The organism is Roseateles sp. GW821-FHT09G09 (assembly GCF_059415965.1).
Genome location: NZ_JBWKOG010000004.1, coordinates 207,205 through 223,871 on the forward strand (window position 1 = coordinate 207,205; position 16,667 = coordinate 223,871).

Here is a 16,667-nt window from a genome sequence, read left to right on the forward strand (position 1 = left end):
GAGCTTGAGCCTCCCAGAATCCCCAAGCATCTTCAGAAGCTGACCATGCACGACAAAGTCCTCATCCTCGACTTCGGCTCCCAGGTGACGCAGCTGATCGCGCGTCGCGTGCGCGAGGCCCAGGTCTACTGCGAGATCCACCCCAACGACGTCAGCGACGACTTCATCCGCGCGTTCGGGCCGAAGGCGATCATCCTGTCGGGCAGCCACGCGTCGACCTACGAGGACCATGAACTGCGCGCGCCCCAGGCGGTGTGGGACCTGGGCGTGCCGGTGCTGGGCATCTGCTACGGCATGCAGACGATGGCGGTGCAACTGGGCGGCAAGGTCGAGTGGAGCGATCACCGCGAGTTCGGCTATGCCGAGGTCCGCGCGCACGGTCATACGAAGCTGCTGGACGGCATCCAGGACTTCGCCACGCCCGAAGGTCACGGGATGCTGAAGGTCTGGATGAGCCACGGCGACAAGGTCACCGCGCTGCCGCCGGGCTTCCAGCTGATGGCGTCGACGCCGAGCTGCCCGATCGCCGGCATGGCCAACGAGGACAAGGGCTACTACGCGTTCCAGTTCCACCCGGAAGTGACGCACACGGTGCAGGGCGCGGCGGTGTTCCACCGCTTCGTGCGCGAGATCGCCGGCTGCAAGGGCGACTGGATCATGGGCGACTACATCGCCGAGGCCGTCGCGAAGATCCGCGAGCAGGTCGGTGACGAGGAGGTCATCCTGGGCTTGTCCGGCGGCGTCGATTCGTCGGTGGCGGCGGCGCTGATCCACCGCGCGATCGGCGACCAGCTGACTTGCGTGTTCGTCGATCACGGCCTGCTGCGCCTGAACGAAGGCGACGCGGTGATGGACATGTTCGAGGGCAAGCTGCACGCGAAGGTGATCCGCGTCGACGCGAGCGAGCTGTTCCTCGGTCAACTGGCCGGCGTGACCGATCCGGAGCGCAAGCGCAAGATCATCGGCGGGCTGTTCGTCGACGTGTTCAAGGCCGAGGCCGAGCGGCTCAAATCCGGCGATGGAGGCAAGGGCGTCCATCGGGGCGCAACCTTCCTGGCGCAGGGCACGATCTATCCGGACGTGGTCGAGAGCGGCGGCACGAAGACGAAGAAGGCCACGACGATCAAGAGCCACCACAACGTGGGTGGGTTGCCCGAGCAACTGGGCCTGAAACTGCTGGAGCCGCTGCGCGAGCTGTTCAAGGACGAGGTCCGTGAACTGGGCGTGGCGCTGGGCCTGCCGCCGGAGATGGTCTATCGCCACCCGTTCCCGGGCCCGGGCCTGGGCGTGCGGATCCTCGGCGAAGTGAAGAAGGAATACGCGGACCTGCTGCGTCGCGCCGATGCGATCTTCATCGAGGAGCTGCGCAACACGCGCGACGAGGCGACGGGCAAGACCTGGTACGAGCTGACCAGCCAGGCCTTCACCGTGTTCCTGCCGGTGAAGAGCGTGGGCGTGATGGGCGACGGCCGGACCTACGACTACGTGGTCGCGCTGCGCGCGGTGCAGACCAGCGACTTCATGACGGCCGACTGGGCGGAGCTGCCCTACAGCCTGCTCAAGCGCTGCTCGGGCCGCATCATCAACGAGGTGCGCGGCATCAACCGCGTGACCTACGACGTCTCGAGCAAGCCGCCGGCGACGATCGAATGGGAATGAGCGCTTCCCAACGGCCGTCGGAGCCCACGCTGGCGTCTTGAGTCCTTCGTGCCTTTTGGGTAGAACCTGTGGTCGGGACCTCGATGACGCAAACGCGCAGCGCGTCGATCGTGCTGACACGCGATGTCAGGGCCTCCGTCCAGAATCGCCGGGATTGCTTCGACACCTTTCGGAGACCCCCATGGCCGACGACCACCCCGTCTACGAGCTGCGCCAGTACAAGATCGTCAAGGGCGAACGCGAGCGCTTCATGCGCCTGTTCGACGCGGCCTTCGTCGACTCGCAGGAAGCCGTCGGCATGCGCTTGTACGGGCAGTTCGCCGACCTCGACGATCCGGACCGGTTCGTGTGGATCCGGGGCTTCGACGACATGGCGGCGCGTGAGCGCATGCTCGGCGAGTTCTATTCCGGCCCCGTGTGGCAGGCTCATCGCGGCGAGGCCAATCCGCTGCTCGTCGACAACGACAACGTGCTGCTGATGCGGAGCCCGGGCTGTGGGCCGCATCCGACGCGCATCGACGCGGCGCGGGCCGCGGGCACGTTCGGGCGAGGCGCCGCGCCCGGGCTGGTCGTGCTGCACCTCTGCACCCTGTGGAAAGACCCGGCCGATCCCGAGGACGGCTTCGCCCGCTTCTTCGAACACGAGGTCGCGCCGGTCATCGCGGCGGCGGGCCTGCCGGTGATCGGCAGCTTCGTGCCGGAGCGCTCGCCCAACAACTTCCCGCGCCTGCCCGTGCGCGAGGGCGAGAAGGTCTTCGTCTGGATGACCCGCGCCGCGGATGCCGACGACTGGGCCATCCGCTGGAGCGCCTGCCGGCATTCGACCGCGTGGCGCTCGCTCGAACCGCGCTGGCGCGACGCGCAGGAACGGTCGCCGCAGATCCTGCGCCTGCGACCGGGCGTCGTCCCGACGCCGCGCTGATCCGGCGGGGCAGGGCGGAGCGATCGGGTGTGGCTATGCTTCGCGCCATTCCCGCTTCTACCCCGGAGTCCTTGCATGCGCAGCGCCCTGTCCATCCTCGCCCTCGTCATCGTGCTCACCATCGTGATGCTGACCGCGAAGAAGCAGATGCAGGCGATGAAGCCGCCGGCCTCGGCGGATCCGGCGGCGTCCGCGTCGTCGTCGGCGCTGCCTCAGCCGGAAGCGGTCGGCCGGCAGGTGCAGGACCTGATGAAGCAAGGCGAGCAACGCGCTTCCGAGGCGCAGTGATTGCGCCACTCGCCGCGCCACAAGCGCCCCTTGATGGCGTCACCGCATGACCGTCCACGCGCTCTTCTTCTGCCTGCGGCCCGATGCGCTCACCGCGGCGAGGCTGGGCGCGGTCTCGGACGCGCTCGTGCGTCGCTTCGGCCTGCGCGCGAAAGCGTCGCGCACGGAACGCCTCCATGTGACGCTGCACCACCTCGGCTGGTACGACGATCAGACTGAACAAGCCGATGTGATGTCGGAAGTCAGGCAGCTCGCCGAGGCCGCCGCTGCATCGCTGCGGCACTCGCCCGTGCCTGTCGACTTCGACCAGCTCCTGAGCTTCACCCGCAAGCGGCGGAACCTGCCGCTGGTGCTCAGCGGCGGCGCGTGTCTCGATCCCGTGCGGGCGATCCAGTCGACGCTCGGCGATTGCCTGCGCGCGAGCGGCCTGCGGACCGACCCGCACTTCACGCCCCACCTGACGCTGTTCTATGACGACCTCGCGGTCGAGCCGCAGCCGTTCATCGTCCCCGGCTGGACGGCGAGCGAGATCCTGCTGATCGACAGTCTGCAGGGCTTGTCCACGCACGTCGAACTCGCGCGCTGGCCGCTCGCCTGAGCGGACGGCGGCGACGCGTCGTGATCAGGCCTCGCCCGGCGCGACGATCTCCCGCGCCAGCGCGCGCAGCGTCAGCGGCGCCGAGCCTTCCGCATGGTTGGAGATCGTGACGTAGGCCGGATGCCCGGCCTCGGCCGTCGCGCGGATCACCTTCGCGAGCACGGCCCGGGTCTCGGGATCGGGATCCATCAGCTCGGCGTACTCCCCGTACTTCTTCTCCGCGTCCTCGTAGCCGAAAGGGCCGTGGATCCGGTGCAGGTTCCAGCGGCACACGAGTGGTCCCGGCCACATTGCGCGCAGCAGCGGCAACTGATCCTGGATCGGCGGCAGCTTCGGATGCAGGCCCAGGCAGTAGCGCGCGCCGCAGTCCTTGAGCACGGCGACGAAGTCGGGCGTCAGCCATTCCGGATCGCGGACCTCCACGGCCACGACCGCCTCGGGCGCCACGTCGCGCAGCGAAGGCAGGGCGGCCAGCATCGCGTGCAGGCGGTCGAGCTGCGCCGGCATGCGGTCCAGCAGGGCCAGCGGCAGCGGGCTCAGTTGGAACACCAGCGCGCCGATGCGCGCGCCCAGGCCCTCCATCGCTGGCGACAGGAACTCCTGGACCGCCAGCCGCGGATCGAGGAAGGCCGTGTTGGCCTGCCGGCCGCGACCGTCCTCGGCGCGCACCTGCGCGTCGGTGATCAGGCTCGGCGCCTTGACCGTGAAGCGGAAGTCCTCCGGGACCAGCTGCGCATAGCGCTCGTACTGGCTGGCCGTCAGCGACTGGTAGAAGCCGCGGTCGATGCTCACCGCGCGATGCAGCGGCTGCTGCGCGTAGGCGGTCAGGCCGTTGCGGGAGAGGTTGGACTCGCCGTGCCGGCCCGCCCAGACGATGCCCTGCCAGCCGGGATAACTCCACGAGGAGGTGCCCAGCCGGATCTTCGGCGACAGCGCGGCCGCGAGCGCGATCTGGTCGTCGTCCGGCGGCTGCGTCTGGATGCCGGCGCGGCGGCGTTTCGGGGCGGCGGCGGTGTTGTCGCCACTTTCGCCGCCGTTCTCTCCGCCGTTCTCTCCTCCGTCGCCGCTGCCATCGCCGCTGCCATCGCCGACGCCGGTTTCATCGTCGTCGTCGTCGCCATCGATGCCGCGGCGACCGGTCGCACGCGCCGGCGGCGCGGCGGGCGCCGGCGGCAGCAGCTCGCCGAAGAGATCGTCCTGTTGACCGGGGAACTCCTGTTGCATGGGCCGGGAGCATAGCGGGCACGGCTACACTGCCGCGCGAGCGCCGCCATGACCACCGAGTCCCTCCCGATCCCTCCCGCCGACCGTGCCGACCCCGCGGATGACTACGCGATGCGGCTCGCCCTCGACCAGGCCCAGAACGCCTGGCTCGTCGGCGAGGTGCCGGTGGGCGCCGTCATCATGCGCGGCGGCCAGGTGATCGCCACCGGCTACAACCGGCCGATCACGACGCACGACCCGACCGCCCATGCCGAGATCGTCGCGCTGCGCCACGCCGCGCAGCTGCTCGGCAACTACCGGCTGCCGGAGTGCGAGCTCTACGTGACGCTCGAGCCCTGCGCGATGTGCGCGATGGCGATGATGCACGCGCGCTTGAAGCGCGTCGTCTTCGCCGCGCCCGATCCGAAGACCGGCGTCGCGGGCTCGGTGCTCGACCTGTTCGGGCAGAAGCAGCTGAACCATCACACGGCGCTGCACGGCGGCGTGCTGGCGGAGGCGTCGTCCCGTTTGCTGCGCGAGTTCTTCGCCGAACGGCGCGAGGCGGCGCGCCAGTTGCGCGACAGCCGTCGACGCGCCGCCGTGGAGGCGGGCGCGTCCGGGGCCGCGGGCGAGGGCCTCGATGTCGATGCCGTCGACACGCTGAGCGTGCTGCCTGAAGTCCAGGAATTCCCCGAGATCCCCGTCGGCGACGCGCAATACCTTTCCCTGAATTCCGATCTCTCGCAGGACAACGTGCAGGACAACATGCAGGACCACATGCAGGACGACAAGCAGCGATGAGCTCCCTGACCCTCTACACCCCCTCCGGCGTCCTGGCGCAATCGCCAGCCCTCAAGCGCGCGGCCAGACGGCTGACGGCGCTCGGCTTCGAGGTGGCGGTCGACGACGCGGCGCTCGCGAAGCACCAGCGCTTCGCCGGCGACGACGAGACGCGGCTGGCGGCGCTGCATCGCGTGGCCGAGGCCGCGCCGTCGGTGGCGCTGGCCACGCGCGGCGGCTACGGCCTGACGCGCCTGCTGGACCGCATCGACTGGCCGACCATCGCCCGCAGCGTCGAGCGCGGCACGCGCTGGGTCGGCCTGAGCGACCTGACCGCGCTGCAGCTGGGGCTGCTCGCCCACACGAAGCAGACGAGCTGGGCGGGACCGCTGGCCTGCGACGACTTCGGCCGCGCCGAGACCGACGGCGGCGTCGACGAGATCACCCGCGACTGCTTCCTCGAGGCGATGGACGGCTCGCTCGAAGCCATCGGCTTCCGCACCGAGGCCGGCCTGGACGGCGTCGAGGCGCGCGGCACGCTGTGGGGCGGCAACCTGACGGTGCTGTGCTCGCTGCTGGGCACGCCGCACTTCCCGCGCGTCAAGGGGGGCATCCTGTTCCTCGAGGATGTCAACGAACACCCGTACCGCGTCGAGCGCATGCTGCTCCAGCTCTGGCAGGCCGGGGTGCTGGACGCGCAGAAGGCGGTGCTGCTGGGCAGCTTCAGCGGCTGGAAGAAGTCGCCGCTGGATCGCGGTTATTCGATGAAGGCCTGCGTCGAGGCGCTGCGCGAACGCGTCAAGGTGCCGATCCTCACGGGCCTGCCATTCGGCCACGTGCCGACCAAGGTCTGCCTGCCGGTCGGGGCGAAGGCCGAGATGATGGTGGAGGGGCGCGATGTCATCGTTGCCTGGGGGCACGTCGGCCAGGGCCATGATCACCACGGCCATCACGGGCACGATCATGGCCACGCGGAGGGCGACCACCGCCACGACCACGACCACGACCACGGCCACTGACGGACGTCACACGCGCCCCGCGAACCGGGCCGCTATGATCCGCCCCGGCATCGGCCGGCCTCCACGAGAGGCGCGGCCTTGGCAACAATCTGGCAATGCCGCATCCGCAGGATGCGGCGTTTGCTTTTTGGAAGGATGACGATGTCGTCGGGGCTGTGGAACGCGTCGCTGCACGCGGCTGAAAGCTGGCGCGGGACGTGGCGGGCACCGATGGCCTCGCTCTCCCGGATGGCGGGCCTGCTGGCCGCCGTGCTGCTGGTCGCCTGCAACAACAGCCCGTATCCGGCCGGCGCGGCCAAGGACAACACGCTGTACCTGTCCTTCGACGAGCGATCGCCGCGTTATCTGGACCCGACCGCCTCGTACACGGCGCCGGAGTCCGTCTACACCTACCAGATCACCGAGCCGCTCTACGGGTACCACTACCTGAAGCGGCCCTACGAGCTCATCCCGCGCGCCGCGTCCGCCGTGGTCAAACCGTATTACCTCGACGCGCAAGGCCAGCGTCTGCCCGACGACGCCCCCGCGGACCGCATCGCGCAGAGCGTCTACGAGGTGCCCATCCGCGCCGGCGTGCAGTACGCGCCCAGCCCCGCGTTCGCGAAGGACGGGCAGGGCCGCTACCGCTACCACCACCTGACGGCCAAGGACCTGGGCGACAAGCGCTCGCCGTGGCAGTTCGAGCACCAGGGCACCCGCGAGCTCGTGGCCGAAGACTTCGTCTTCGCGCTCAAGCGCCATGCGACCACGCGCATCGAGGCGCCGATCTACGGCCTGTTCTCGGAGCACGTCCTCGGCCTGAAGGCCTACGGCGCGCTGATCCGCGAGGAGAACGCCAAGCTGCTGAAGGGCCTGCCCGAGAACTCGCCGGACAAGCCCTTCCTGGACTTCCGCAAGTGGCCGCTGGCCGGCGCCGAGGCGGTGAACGACCACCTGCTGCGCGTGCGCATCATGGGCAAGTACCCGCAGTGGTCGTACTGGATGTCGACGACCTTCCTGTCGCCGATCCCGTGGGAAGCCGATCTCTTCTATTCGCAGCCCGGCATGGCCGAGCACGGCATGTCCTGGAACCAGTGGCCGGTGGGCACCGGGCCTTACATGATGACGGAGTACCAGCAGGATCGCCGTCACGTGATGTCGCGCAATCCGAACTACCGCCAGGACCTCTACCCCTGCGAGGGCATGCCCGACGACGGCCCGGCCGGCCGCCTGGCCGACTGCGGCAAGCCGATGCCCTTCATCGACAAGATCGTCGCCACGCTGATCAAGGAGCGGGTGCCGCGCAAGGAGATGTTCAAGCAGGGCTACCTCGACCTCCCCGATCTCGAGCGCGCAGACTGGGGCGTGGAGTTCTTCGCCGACGCGAGCGACTCCGCCGAGACCGACGCCTTCTTCAAGCAGCGCGGCTTCTCGTTCCCGCGCTCGACCGATCCCAACAACTGGTACCTCGGCTTCAACATGCTGGATCCGGTGATCGGCAAGGGCAAGACGCCGGAAGATGAGACCCGCCACCGCAAGCTGCGCCAGGCGCTGTCGATCGCGATCGACTGGGAAGAGGGTTACGGCCGCATCTTCAAGAATCGCGGTGGCGTGGCGGCCTACGGGCCGGTGCCGCCGGGCGTGTTCGGCTCGCGCGAGGCGCAGCCGGGCTTCTTCAATCCGGTGACGCACCAACTCGTCGACGGCAAGATCCAGCGCCGTTCCATCGAGGACGCCAAGCAGCTCCTCGCCGAGGCCGGTTATCCCGACGGCCGTGACGCCAAGAGCGGCCAGCCGCTGGTGCTGAACTACGACTTCATGCGGACCGTCACGCCCGAGGTGAAGGCCGAGAACGACTGGCTGGTGAAGCAGTTCGCCAAGCTCGGCGTGCAGCTGGACGTGCGCGCCACCGACTACAACCAGTTCCAGGAAAAGCTGCGCCAGGGCAAGCACCAGGTGTTCTGGTGGGGCTGGCTCGCGGACTACCCGGACGCCGAGAACTTCCTGTTCCTGCTCTACGGCCCCAACAGCAAGTCGCTGCACGAGGGCGAGAACTCGGCGAACTACGAGAACCTCGAATTCGACCGGCTCTTCAAGCAGGCGCAGGTGCTGGACGACGGCCCCGAGAAGCAGCAGGTCATCGACCGCATGGTGCAGATCACGCAGCAGGACGCGCCCTGGGCCTTCGGCTACTGGGCCTGGACCGGGCAGGCCTACCAGCGCTGGGTCCACAACATCAAGCCCAGCATCGTCATCCGCGACGGCGTGCGCCACTACCGCATCGATCCGAAGGAACGCGCGCAGCTGCAGGGCGAATGGAACCGGCCCGTCTGGTGGCCGCTGCTGGTGCTGGTCGTCGGCGGCGTCGCGATCGTGTGGATGACGCGCCGCAGCTTCCAGAAGCGCGAGACCGCCACCGCGCGCGGCACGTCCGCGCCGACCGCGACGCCCGTCGCCACGAATGCTCCCCGGGGCGCCGACTGATGTTCAAGTACCTCACCCGCCGGCTGGCCTACGGCCTGGCCATCCTGGTCGGCGTCAACCTGCTGACCTTCTTCCTGTTCTTCACCGTCAACACGCCGGACGACATGGCCCGGCTGAACATCGGCGGCAAGCGCGTGTCGCAGGAGCAGATCGACAAGTGGAAGGTCGAGCGCGGCTACGACAAGCCGCTGTACTGGGACGCATCCCGCACCGGCGCGGAGCGCGTGACGCACACGGTGTTCTGGGAGCGCTCGGTCTCGCTGATGCTGCTGGACTTCGGCCGCTCCGACGCGCGGCAGGCCGTCGACATCGGGCACGAGATCAAGACCCGCATGGGCATCAGCCTGCAGCTCGCGGTGCCGCTCTTCGTGCTGCAGCTGATCGTGAGCGTGGCCTTCGCCGTGCTGCTCACCTTCTTCCGCAACTCGCGCATCGACTTCTGGGGCGTCGTGATCTGCGTGCTGATGCTGTCGATCTCCAGCCTGTTCTACATCATCGTCGGGCAGTTCTTCTTCTCGCGCATCCTGCGGCTGGTGCCGATCAACGGCTACGAGCCGGGCCTGGACGCGATCAAGTTCCTGGCGCTGCCGATCGCGCTGTCGCTGCTGTCGCGCCTGGGCGGCGAGGCGCGGCTGTACCGCGCGATGCTGCTCGAGGAAGTCGGGAAGGACTACGTGCGCACCGCCCGCGCCAAGGGGCTGTCCGAGCCGGCCGTGCTGATGCGCCATGTGCTGCGCAACGCGCTGATCCCCATCATCACCAGCGCCGGCGCCTACCTGCCGTACGTGTTCCTGGGCAGCCTGGTGTTCGAGAGCTTCTTCGGCATCCCCGGCCTGGGCGCCTTCGTCATCGAGGCGATCACCGGGCAGGACTTCGCCATCGTGCGCACCATGGTGTTCCTGGGCGCGCTGCTCTACATCGCCAGCAACGCGTTGATCGACGTGGTCTACACCTGGGTCGATCCGCGCGTGAGGCTGAGCTGACGCGCCGGGCGCGTTCAGCATTCGAGACAGGACACGAGAGCCGACATGGGATTCAAGGTCGTTTTCCTCTGGACCGACGTGGCGCTGTGGGCGATGTTCGCGGCGCTGGTCTTCTACATCGTGCGGCTGGTCCGCCGCCCGCACCTGCGCGCCAACTGGCAGCGCGTGCTGCGTGACCCGGCCGCGCTGAGCGCGGGCATGGTGCTGGTGCTGTTCCTCGGCGTGACCGCGTTGGACAGCCTGCACTTCCGCCGCGCGCTGACCGACAGCCCCGCCGGCCAGCAGTTCTACGAGACCCGCACCGAGTCCGTGCTGGACCTGCTGCTGGCACGCCAGATCGAGATGCGCGAGACCAGCTATTCCGCGCCGCTGGCCTACCAGGGCTTCACGCTGGACAGCGTCGCGCACGGCGACGAGATGGTGCGGGAATTCCCGCGCCTGGCTTTCGGCGGCGCGCATCTGCAGGACCCGGCGCGCGACTGGCACAGCGACCTGGCGCGGCGCGCGCTGACGGGGCTGGCGCTGGGCGCCGTCGCGTCGGTGCTGATGGCCCTGCTGATGGCGGCGGTCCTCGGGCCGCATCACGGCGGCTTCCGTCAGGGCTTGAAGGACCTGCTGGGGGACCGCACGCACTATCCATGGCGCGCGGCGCTCGCGACCCTGTCGGTGATCGCGCTGCTCGCCGGTCCGGTGATCGCGCTGATGGGCCACTATCACGTGTTCGGCACCGACCAGACCGGCAACGACGTGCTCTACCAGGCGCTCAAGAGCATCCGTACCGCGTTCGTCATCGGCGCGCTGTCGACGCTGGCGACGCTGCCGTTCGCGCTGGTGCTGGGCATCCTGGCCGGCTACCTCAAGGGCTGGGTCGACGAGGTCATCCAGTACTTCTACACGGTGCTGACCTCGGTGCCCAACGTCCTGCTGATCGCCGCCTGCGTGCTGATGGTGCAGGTCTTCCTGGACAAGCACCCCGAGGTCTTCGAGACCGGCGCCGAGCGCGCCGATCTGAAGATCTTCCTGCTGTGCGTGATCCTCGGCGTGACCGGCTGGGCGACGCTGTGCCGGCTGGTGCGCGGCGAGACGCTCAAGCTGCGCGAGGCCGACTTCGTCCAGGCCGCCACCGCCTTCGGCGTGCGCGACACGACGATCATGGTCCGCCACATCGTGCCCAACGTGATGCACCTGGTGCTGATCTCGCTGGTGCTCAACTTCTCCGACCTGATCCTCTACGAGGCGGTGCTGACCTACGTCGGCGTCGGCGTCGATCCGGGCATGAACAGCTTCGGCGGCATGATCAACCTCGCGCGCTCGGAGATGAGCCGCGACCCGGTCGTGTGGTGGAGCTTCGTGGCCGCCTTCGGCTTCATGGTAAGCCTGGTGCTGGCGGCCAACCTGTTCGCCGACGGTGTGCGCGACGCCTTCGATCCGCGCGCGCGCAAGCTGCGGCCGATGGTGCTGTCGCTGAAGAAGAACAAGACCGCCGGGCCGGCCAGCCCGGCCGGCAAGGCCGCCAAGGCCTCGTGAGGGACGCCGCGACATGTTGAAGATCGACGACCTCCACGTCCACCTGGACGCCGACGCCGGCCTGGTGCGCGCCATCGACGGCATGCGGCTGACGCTGGCCCAGGGCCAGACCTTCGCGCTGGTCGGCGAATCCGGCTGCGGCAAGAGCATGACGGCGCTGGCGCTGATGCGCCTGCTGCCCGACAACGGCCGCATCGCCGGCGGCCGGCTGGAGCTCGATGGCGTGGACCTGTTCGACCTGAGCGAAGCCCGCATGCGCGACGTGCGCGGCGGGCGCATCGGGATGATCTTCCAGGAGCCGGGGACCAGCCTGAATCCGGTGATGAAGGTCGGCGCGCAGATCGTCGAGGCGATCGAGGCGCACACGCCGCTGCGCGGCGAGGCGGCCCGCAGGAAGGCCATCGACTGGCTGCGCCGCGTGGGCATTCCCGAGCCCGAGCGCCGCGTCGACGAGTATCCGTTCCGGCTCTCCGGCGGCCAGAAGCAGCGGATCATGATCGCGATGACGCTGGCGGCGGAACCCGATTTCCTGATCGCCGACGAGCCGACGACCGCGCTCGACGTGACCATCCAGGCGCAGATCCTGGACCTGCTCAAGGACCTGCAGCGCGAGCGCGGCCTGGGCCTGCTCCTGATCACCCACGACCTGGGCGTCGTGTCCGGCATGGCCCGCCAGGTGGCGCTGATGTACGCGGGGCAGATCGTGGAGGTGGCGTCGGCCGCCGAGTTCTTCTCCGCGCCGAAACATCCTTACGCGCGGCTGCTGCTGCAGGCGCTGCCCGATGCGCAGCGTCGCGGGGAGCCGCTGGCCGCCATCCCCGGCACGGTGCCGCCGCTGTGGCAGACCTTCGATGGCTGCCGCTTCGCGCCACGCTGCGATCGGGCCATGGTCCATTGCGGATCGACGCAGCCGGCGTTGGCGGCCGTGGCGGGCGGGGGCGGGGCGCATGAGGTGCGGTGTCTGCTTTATACGGATCCCAGGGAGCCGGTGGCGGGGACGGAGAGCGCTGGAGGCGCCGGTGCCCCTCTCCGCTCAATCGCCTCCTCACGCTCGGCATTCGCTTCGAGGGGCACCGGCGCCTCCAGCGCCGAGCAGTCGCCGGCGATGCTGCTGGAGGTGAAGGATCTGCACGTGCGGTATCCGATGGGGCGCGGATTCTTCGGGGGCACGAAGCGATGGTTCGACGCGGTGGGCGGCGTCTCGTTCTCGATCGAGTCGGGACGCACGCTGGCCCTCGTCGGCGAGTCAGGCTGCGGCAAGACAACCTCCGGCAAGGCCATCGTCCAGCTGCTGCGTCGCGTCGCCGTCATCGAGGGTCAGGCCTTGCTCCACCCGCCGGGGGGCCCGGCAGGGGCCCTCGTCGGGGCGGGCGGGCAGAGCGGCCAGAGCGGCCAGAGCGGGGGGGCGACGGATCTCTTCCACCTCGACGGGGTGGCCCTGCGGGAGGCGCGGCGTCAGGTGCAGATCATCTTCCAGGACCCGTTCGCGTCCCTGAATCCGCGCCTGCGGGTGCAGGAAGTGCTGGAAGAAGGCCTGCTCGCGCTGCGGCCCGAGCTCGACGCGTCGGGCCGGCTGGCGCTGCTGCACGACCTGCTCGACCAGGTCGGGCTGCGCCGCGACGCGCTGGCGCGCTTCCCCCACGAGTTCTCCGGCGGCCAGCGCCAGCGGATTGCCATCGCGCGCGCGCTGGCCGTGGAGCCGCGCCTGATCGTCTGCGACGAACCCACCTCGGCCCTCGACGTGTCGGTCCAGGCGCAGATCCTGAACCTGCTGCGCGAACTCCAGCGCAGCCGCGGACTGTCCTTCCTGTTCATCACCCACAACATCGGCGTCGTCGAATACATCGCCGACGAGGTGGCCGTGATGCAGGCCGGCCGCATCGTGGAGTCCGGGACCTGCGACGCCGTCCTCGGTGCCCCGCGGCAGGACTACACCCGCACGCTGCTCGCGGCAGTTCCCCGGGTGGAGCGGCAGGCACCCGTCTGACCGGCGACCTTCCGTCGCCCGCCGGAGACACCCCGAGGACCGCCATGCGGTCCTTTTTCTTGCCAGATACAAAGTGGCCACCTTCGATGCGCCATCGTGGTGCGTCCACGACCGTTCCGACGGGACGGCGTGGGAATCGCCCATACGAACGGCATGGGTGGGCCGGAAGGCATTGCCTCGCAGCAAGGCATTCGGGCGATACGCGTCGACGGATGCGGCTGAGGTGCGCACTTATGGTGCGTATTACGACCTTTTACACCTGTAAAACTCTTGCCAAGGGCGACATTCGCGCGTAGCGCGGCAGCAACGTTGGTCGCCATCCGCCCTTGGGTGTTTACCCGCGATTTCCCTCTGTAAACCGCCTTGTCTGGTGCGCCATAGGGTGAACACGGGGGATTCCTTTTCAAAGCGGAAAAGAAACTGGCCCGGCCCAACGTCGGGAACACCGCTCGGAGGGTTCAGGCCGACATCGCGGCCACCCGTGTTCCCGGCGACACAACAACCTGTGTTTCTGGTTAAGGAGTCTTCATGTTCAAACGCAAGAGCATCAATCTCGCCGCGCTGCTCGCGCTGGGCGCTGCGGCATTGCCCGTCGCCGCGCAAAACACCCAGCTCGACCGCGTCGAGATCACCGGTTCGTCGATCAAGCGCATCGACGCCGAAACCTCGCTCCCCGTCAGCGTCATCAGCCGTGAGTCCATCAACAAGTCCGGCGCCTCCAACGTCCAGGAACTCGTCGACCGCCTGAGCTACAACAACGGCGGCGGTCTGGCGCTGGGTCAGTCCATCGGCGACGGCGCCGCCAACGGCCAGGTCGGCGCCTCGCTGCGAGGCCTGGGCCGCGGCCGCACGCTGGTCCTGTTGAACGGTCGCCGCATGCCGGTGTATCCGTTCTCCGGCCAGGGCGTGGACTTGAACTCGATCCCGCTGGCCGCGATCGAGCGCATCGAAGTGCTGCGTGACGGCGCCTCCGCGACCTACGGCTCGGACGCCATCGGCGGCGTGATGAACTTCATCACCCGCAAGGACTTCCAAGGCTTCGACCTGTCGGTCGGCCTGGAAATGCCCAAGACCGTGGGCGACGTGTTCTCCGTGTCGGCCGGCGGCGGTGTCGGCGACCTGTCCAAGGACAAGTGGAACCTGCTCGGCACCTTCAACTACCAGAAGTACGACCCCATCCGCGCCGCGGACCGTTCGTACGCGTCCACCGGCAACCGGCCGGACCTGGGCGTGGTGAAGGACTCGGGCAACACCTTCCCGGCGAACACCTTCCTGGCGACTACCGGCCAGTACGTGCCGGGCGCGGCCGGCTACCCGAACTGCCGTCCGCCTGATTCGTACGCCGGCGCGGCCAACTGCCGCTACGACTACACGCACTACATCGACCTGGTGCCCGAGTCCGACCGCTACGGCGCGCTGTTGAAGGGCACCTTCGCGGCCAACGAGAACAACACCCTGTTCGCCGAGGTCTCCTACAGCCGCAACGAGATCATCCTGGGCTCGTCGCAGACGCCCTCGACCACGACCGGGAAGGACGACTACCTGTATCCGGCCGGCGGCAAGTACTACCCGACCGCCGCCGTCGACGCGGTGTCCCCGGGCTACCGCGGCGACCTGATCTTGGCCTGGCGGATGGTGGACGGCGGGCAGCGCCGCACGCAGGTGACCAACCAGGTCACCCGCACCGTGCTGGGTGCCGAAGGCACGATCGCGGGCTTCGACTACAAGGGCGCGTTCGTCTACGCCGAGGGCAAGGCCCGCGAAGACTTCATCAGCGGCAACTACTCCGACACCCGCTTGGTCGCGGCCCTCAAGACCGGCCTGATCAACCCCTGGGGCCCGAACGACGCCGCCGGCCTGGCCGCGCTCAAGAGCGCCGAGCTCTCCGGCAACAACCGCAGCTCCAAGACCAGCAACACCGGGGTCGACCTGACGCTGTCGCGTGAGCTGTTCAATGTCGGCTACGGCAACCTGGGCGTGGCCTTCGGCGGCGAAGTCCGCAAGGAAAAGTACCTCGACGGCTACTCCGAACTGGCCGGTTCCGGCGACGTGGTGGGCGGCTCCGGCACGGCCGGCCGCGTGCAGGCGGAACGTGACGTCGGCGGCGTGTTCGGCGAAGCCAACTTCCCGGTGCTCAAGAGCCTGGAAATCAACGGTGCCGTGCGCTACGACAAGTACGCCAAGACCAGCGGCGGCTCGCGCGACGGCACGTTCGACACGCCGAACCTGTCGGCCACCAGCCCGAAGCTGTCGGTCAAGTTCACCCCGATCACCGGCCTGCTGTTCCGCGCCTCCGCCGGCAAGGGCTTCCGCGCCCCGGCGCTGGACAACATGTTCGCCCCGTCGGCGTTCACGAACTCGGGCGGCAACTTCACCGACCCCAACTACGACCGCATCCGCGGTTGCGCGGCCTTCCCCAACACCAACTACTGCAACACGCAGCTGACGGTGCAGAACAACAGCAACCGCGCGCTGGAGCCGGAGAAGTCGAAGACCTTCAACGTCGGCATGGTGTTCGAGATGATCAAGGACACCACGCTGAGCGTGGACTACTTCGACATGAAGATCACCAACGGTCTGCGCTTCCTGTCGGGTGACGACATCATGCGCGACTGGGAGAAGCACCGCGTTCCGGGCACCTTCACCAGCACGTCGATCTTCAACGACCGCCTGGTCATCGACCCGGCCACCGGCTACCTGAACTACATCCGCGCTTCGTGGGAGAACGTCGGCAAGCTGCGCACCTCGGGCTTCGACTTCAGCGCCCGCGGTCGCATCCGCACCGAGTTCGGCACGCTGACCCCGGGTTGGGAAGCCACGCTGCTGACCAAGAGCGAGGAAAGCATCGTCGGCACCGGCACGACCCGCGACAACCTGGGCAAGTACAACCTGGGCGGTCCGGTGGTCAAGCTCAAGCAGACCTTCACGCTGGACTGGGACAAGGACAAGTGGGGCGCTTCGCTGCGCTACTTCCGCCAGAACGGCTACGAGGACTACGACGAGGTCCGCAAGGTCAAGGCCTACGACCTGTTCGACGTGCAAGGGCAGTTCCGTGGCATCAAGGGCGTGACCATCACGGCCGGCATCCGCAACCTGTTCGACAAGAAGCCGCCGACGACCAACCAGGAAGACTACTTCCAGGTCGGTTTCGACCCGACCTACGCGGCCGTCCAGCAACGTTCGTTCTACATCCGCGGCAACTACCGCTACTGATGGCGGACGGATCGCCGGTCTCCCG

12 protein-coding genes are annotated in these 16,667 nt (G+C 68.5%); 11 read left to right on the forward strand and 1 reads right to left on the reverse strand.

All coding sequences use genetic code 11. From position 1 onward, the window contains the following. The first annotated feature begins 45 nt into the window (after nt 1–45). From guaA to AC07O8_RS12405, 4 genes are all read left to right on the forward strand, one after another. Nucleotides 46–1,659, forward strand: coding sequence for a glutamine-hydrolyzing GMP synthase (gene guaA / locus AC07O8_RS12390; RefSeq protein WP_495048313.1), 1,614 nt, complete (start codon nt 46–48; stop codon nt 1,657–1,659). Nucleotides 1,660–1,840: 181 nt separating this feature from the next. Then, a complete protein-coding gene (locus tag AC07O8_RS12395) occupies nt 1,841–2,581 on the forward strand; it encodes an NIPSNAP family protein (protein WP_495048314.1) in 741 nt (246 codons plus the stop codon). A gap of 75 nt (nt 2,582–2,656) precedes the next feature. Beyond that, entirely contained in the window at nt 2,657–2,869 is a 213-nt protein-coding gene (locus tag AC07O8_RS12400) for a hypothetical protein (RefSeq protein WP_297530197.1), read from the forward strand. Between the two features lie 46 nt (nt 2,870–2,915). Then, a complete protein-coding gene (locus AC07O8_RS12405) occupies nt 2,916–3,467 on the forward strand; it encodes a 2'-5' RNA ligase family protein (protein ID WP_495048315.1) in 552 nt (183 codons plus the stop codon). A gap of 24 nt (nt 3,468–3,491) precedes the next feature. Here AC07O8_RS12405 and AC07O8_RS12410 read toward each other — a convergent pair whose 3' ends face one another. Beyond that, the gene (locus AC07O8_RS12410) at nt 3,492–4,691 is read right to left on the reverse strand and encodes a DUF72 domain-containing protein (protein WP_495048316.1); all 1,200 of its coding nucleotides are present in this window, start codon (nt 4,689–4,691) and stop codon (nt 3,492–3,494) included. Nucleotides 4,692–4,739: 48 nt separating this feature from the next. Here AC07O8_RS12410 and tadA point away from each other — a divergent pair, with 48 nt between their 5' ends. The 7 genes from tadA (at nt 4,740) to AC07O8_RS12445 (ending at nt 16,642) form a co-directional block, all read left to right on the forward strand. Next, nucleotides 4,740–5,471 (forward strand): tRNA adenosine(34) deaminase TadA, encoded by a 732-nt coding sequence (gene tadA, locus AC07O8_RS12415; protein ID WP_495048317.1) that lies wholly within the window; start codon nt 4,740–4,742, stop codon nt 5,469–5,471. Continuing rightward, nucleotides 5,468–6,469, forward strand: coding sequence for an LD-carboxypeptidase (locus AC07O8_RS12420; protein ID WP_495048318.1), 1,002 nt, complete (start codon nt 5,468–5,470; stop codon nt 6,467–6,469). The genes tadA and AC07O8_RS12420 overlap by 4 nt, the downstream gene beginning before the upstream one ends. A gap of 210 nt (nt 6,470–6,679) precedes the next feature. Next, nucleotides 6,680–8,932: an ABC transporter substrate-binding protein gene (locus AC07O8_RS12425; RefSeq protein WP_495048319.1), complete on the forward strand. Its 2,253-nt coding sequence runs from the start codon at nt 6,680–6,682 to the stop codon at nt 8,930–8,932. Beyond that, a complete protein-coding gene (locus AC07O8_RS12430; protein WP_495048320.1) occupies nt 8,932–9,915 on the forward strand; it encodes an ABC transporter permease in 984 nt (327 codons plus the stop codon). Before AC07O8_RS12425 ends, AC07O8_RS12430 begins: the two co-directional genes overlap by 1 nt. Before the next feature lie 45 nt (nt 9,916–9,960). Continuing rightward, nucleotides 9,961–11,442, forward strand: a complete 1,482-nt coding sequence (locus AC07O8_RS12435) for an ABC transporter permease (protein WP_495048321.1) — start codon at nt 9,961–9,963, stop codon at nt 11,440–11,442. Between the two features lie 13 nt (nt 11,443–11,455). Continuing rightward, a complete protein-coding gene (locus AC07O8_RS12440) occupies nt 11,456–13,429 on the forward strand; it encodes an ABC transporter ATP-binding protein (protein ID WP_495048322.1) in 1,974 nt (657 codons plus the stop codon). Nucleotides 13,430–13,957: 528 nt separating this feature from the next. Beyond that, complete coding sequence (locus AC07O8_RS12445) at nt 13,958–16,642, forward strand: TonB-dependent receptor (protein WP_495048323.1); 2,685 nt, start codon at nt 13,958–13,960, stop codon at nt 16,640–16,642. The last annotated feature ends 25 nt before the right edge of the window (nt 16,643–16,667 follow it).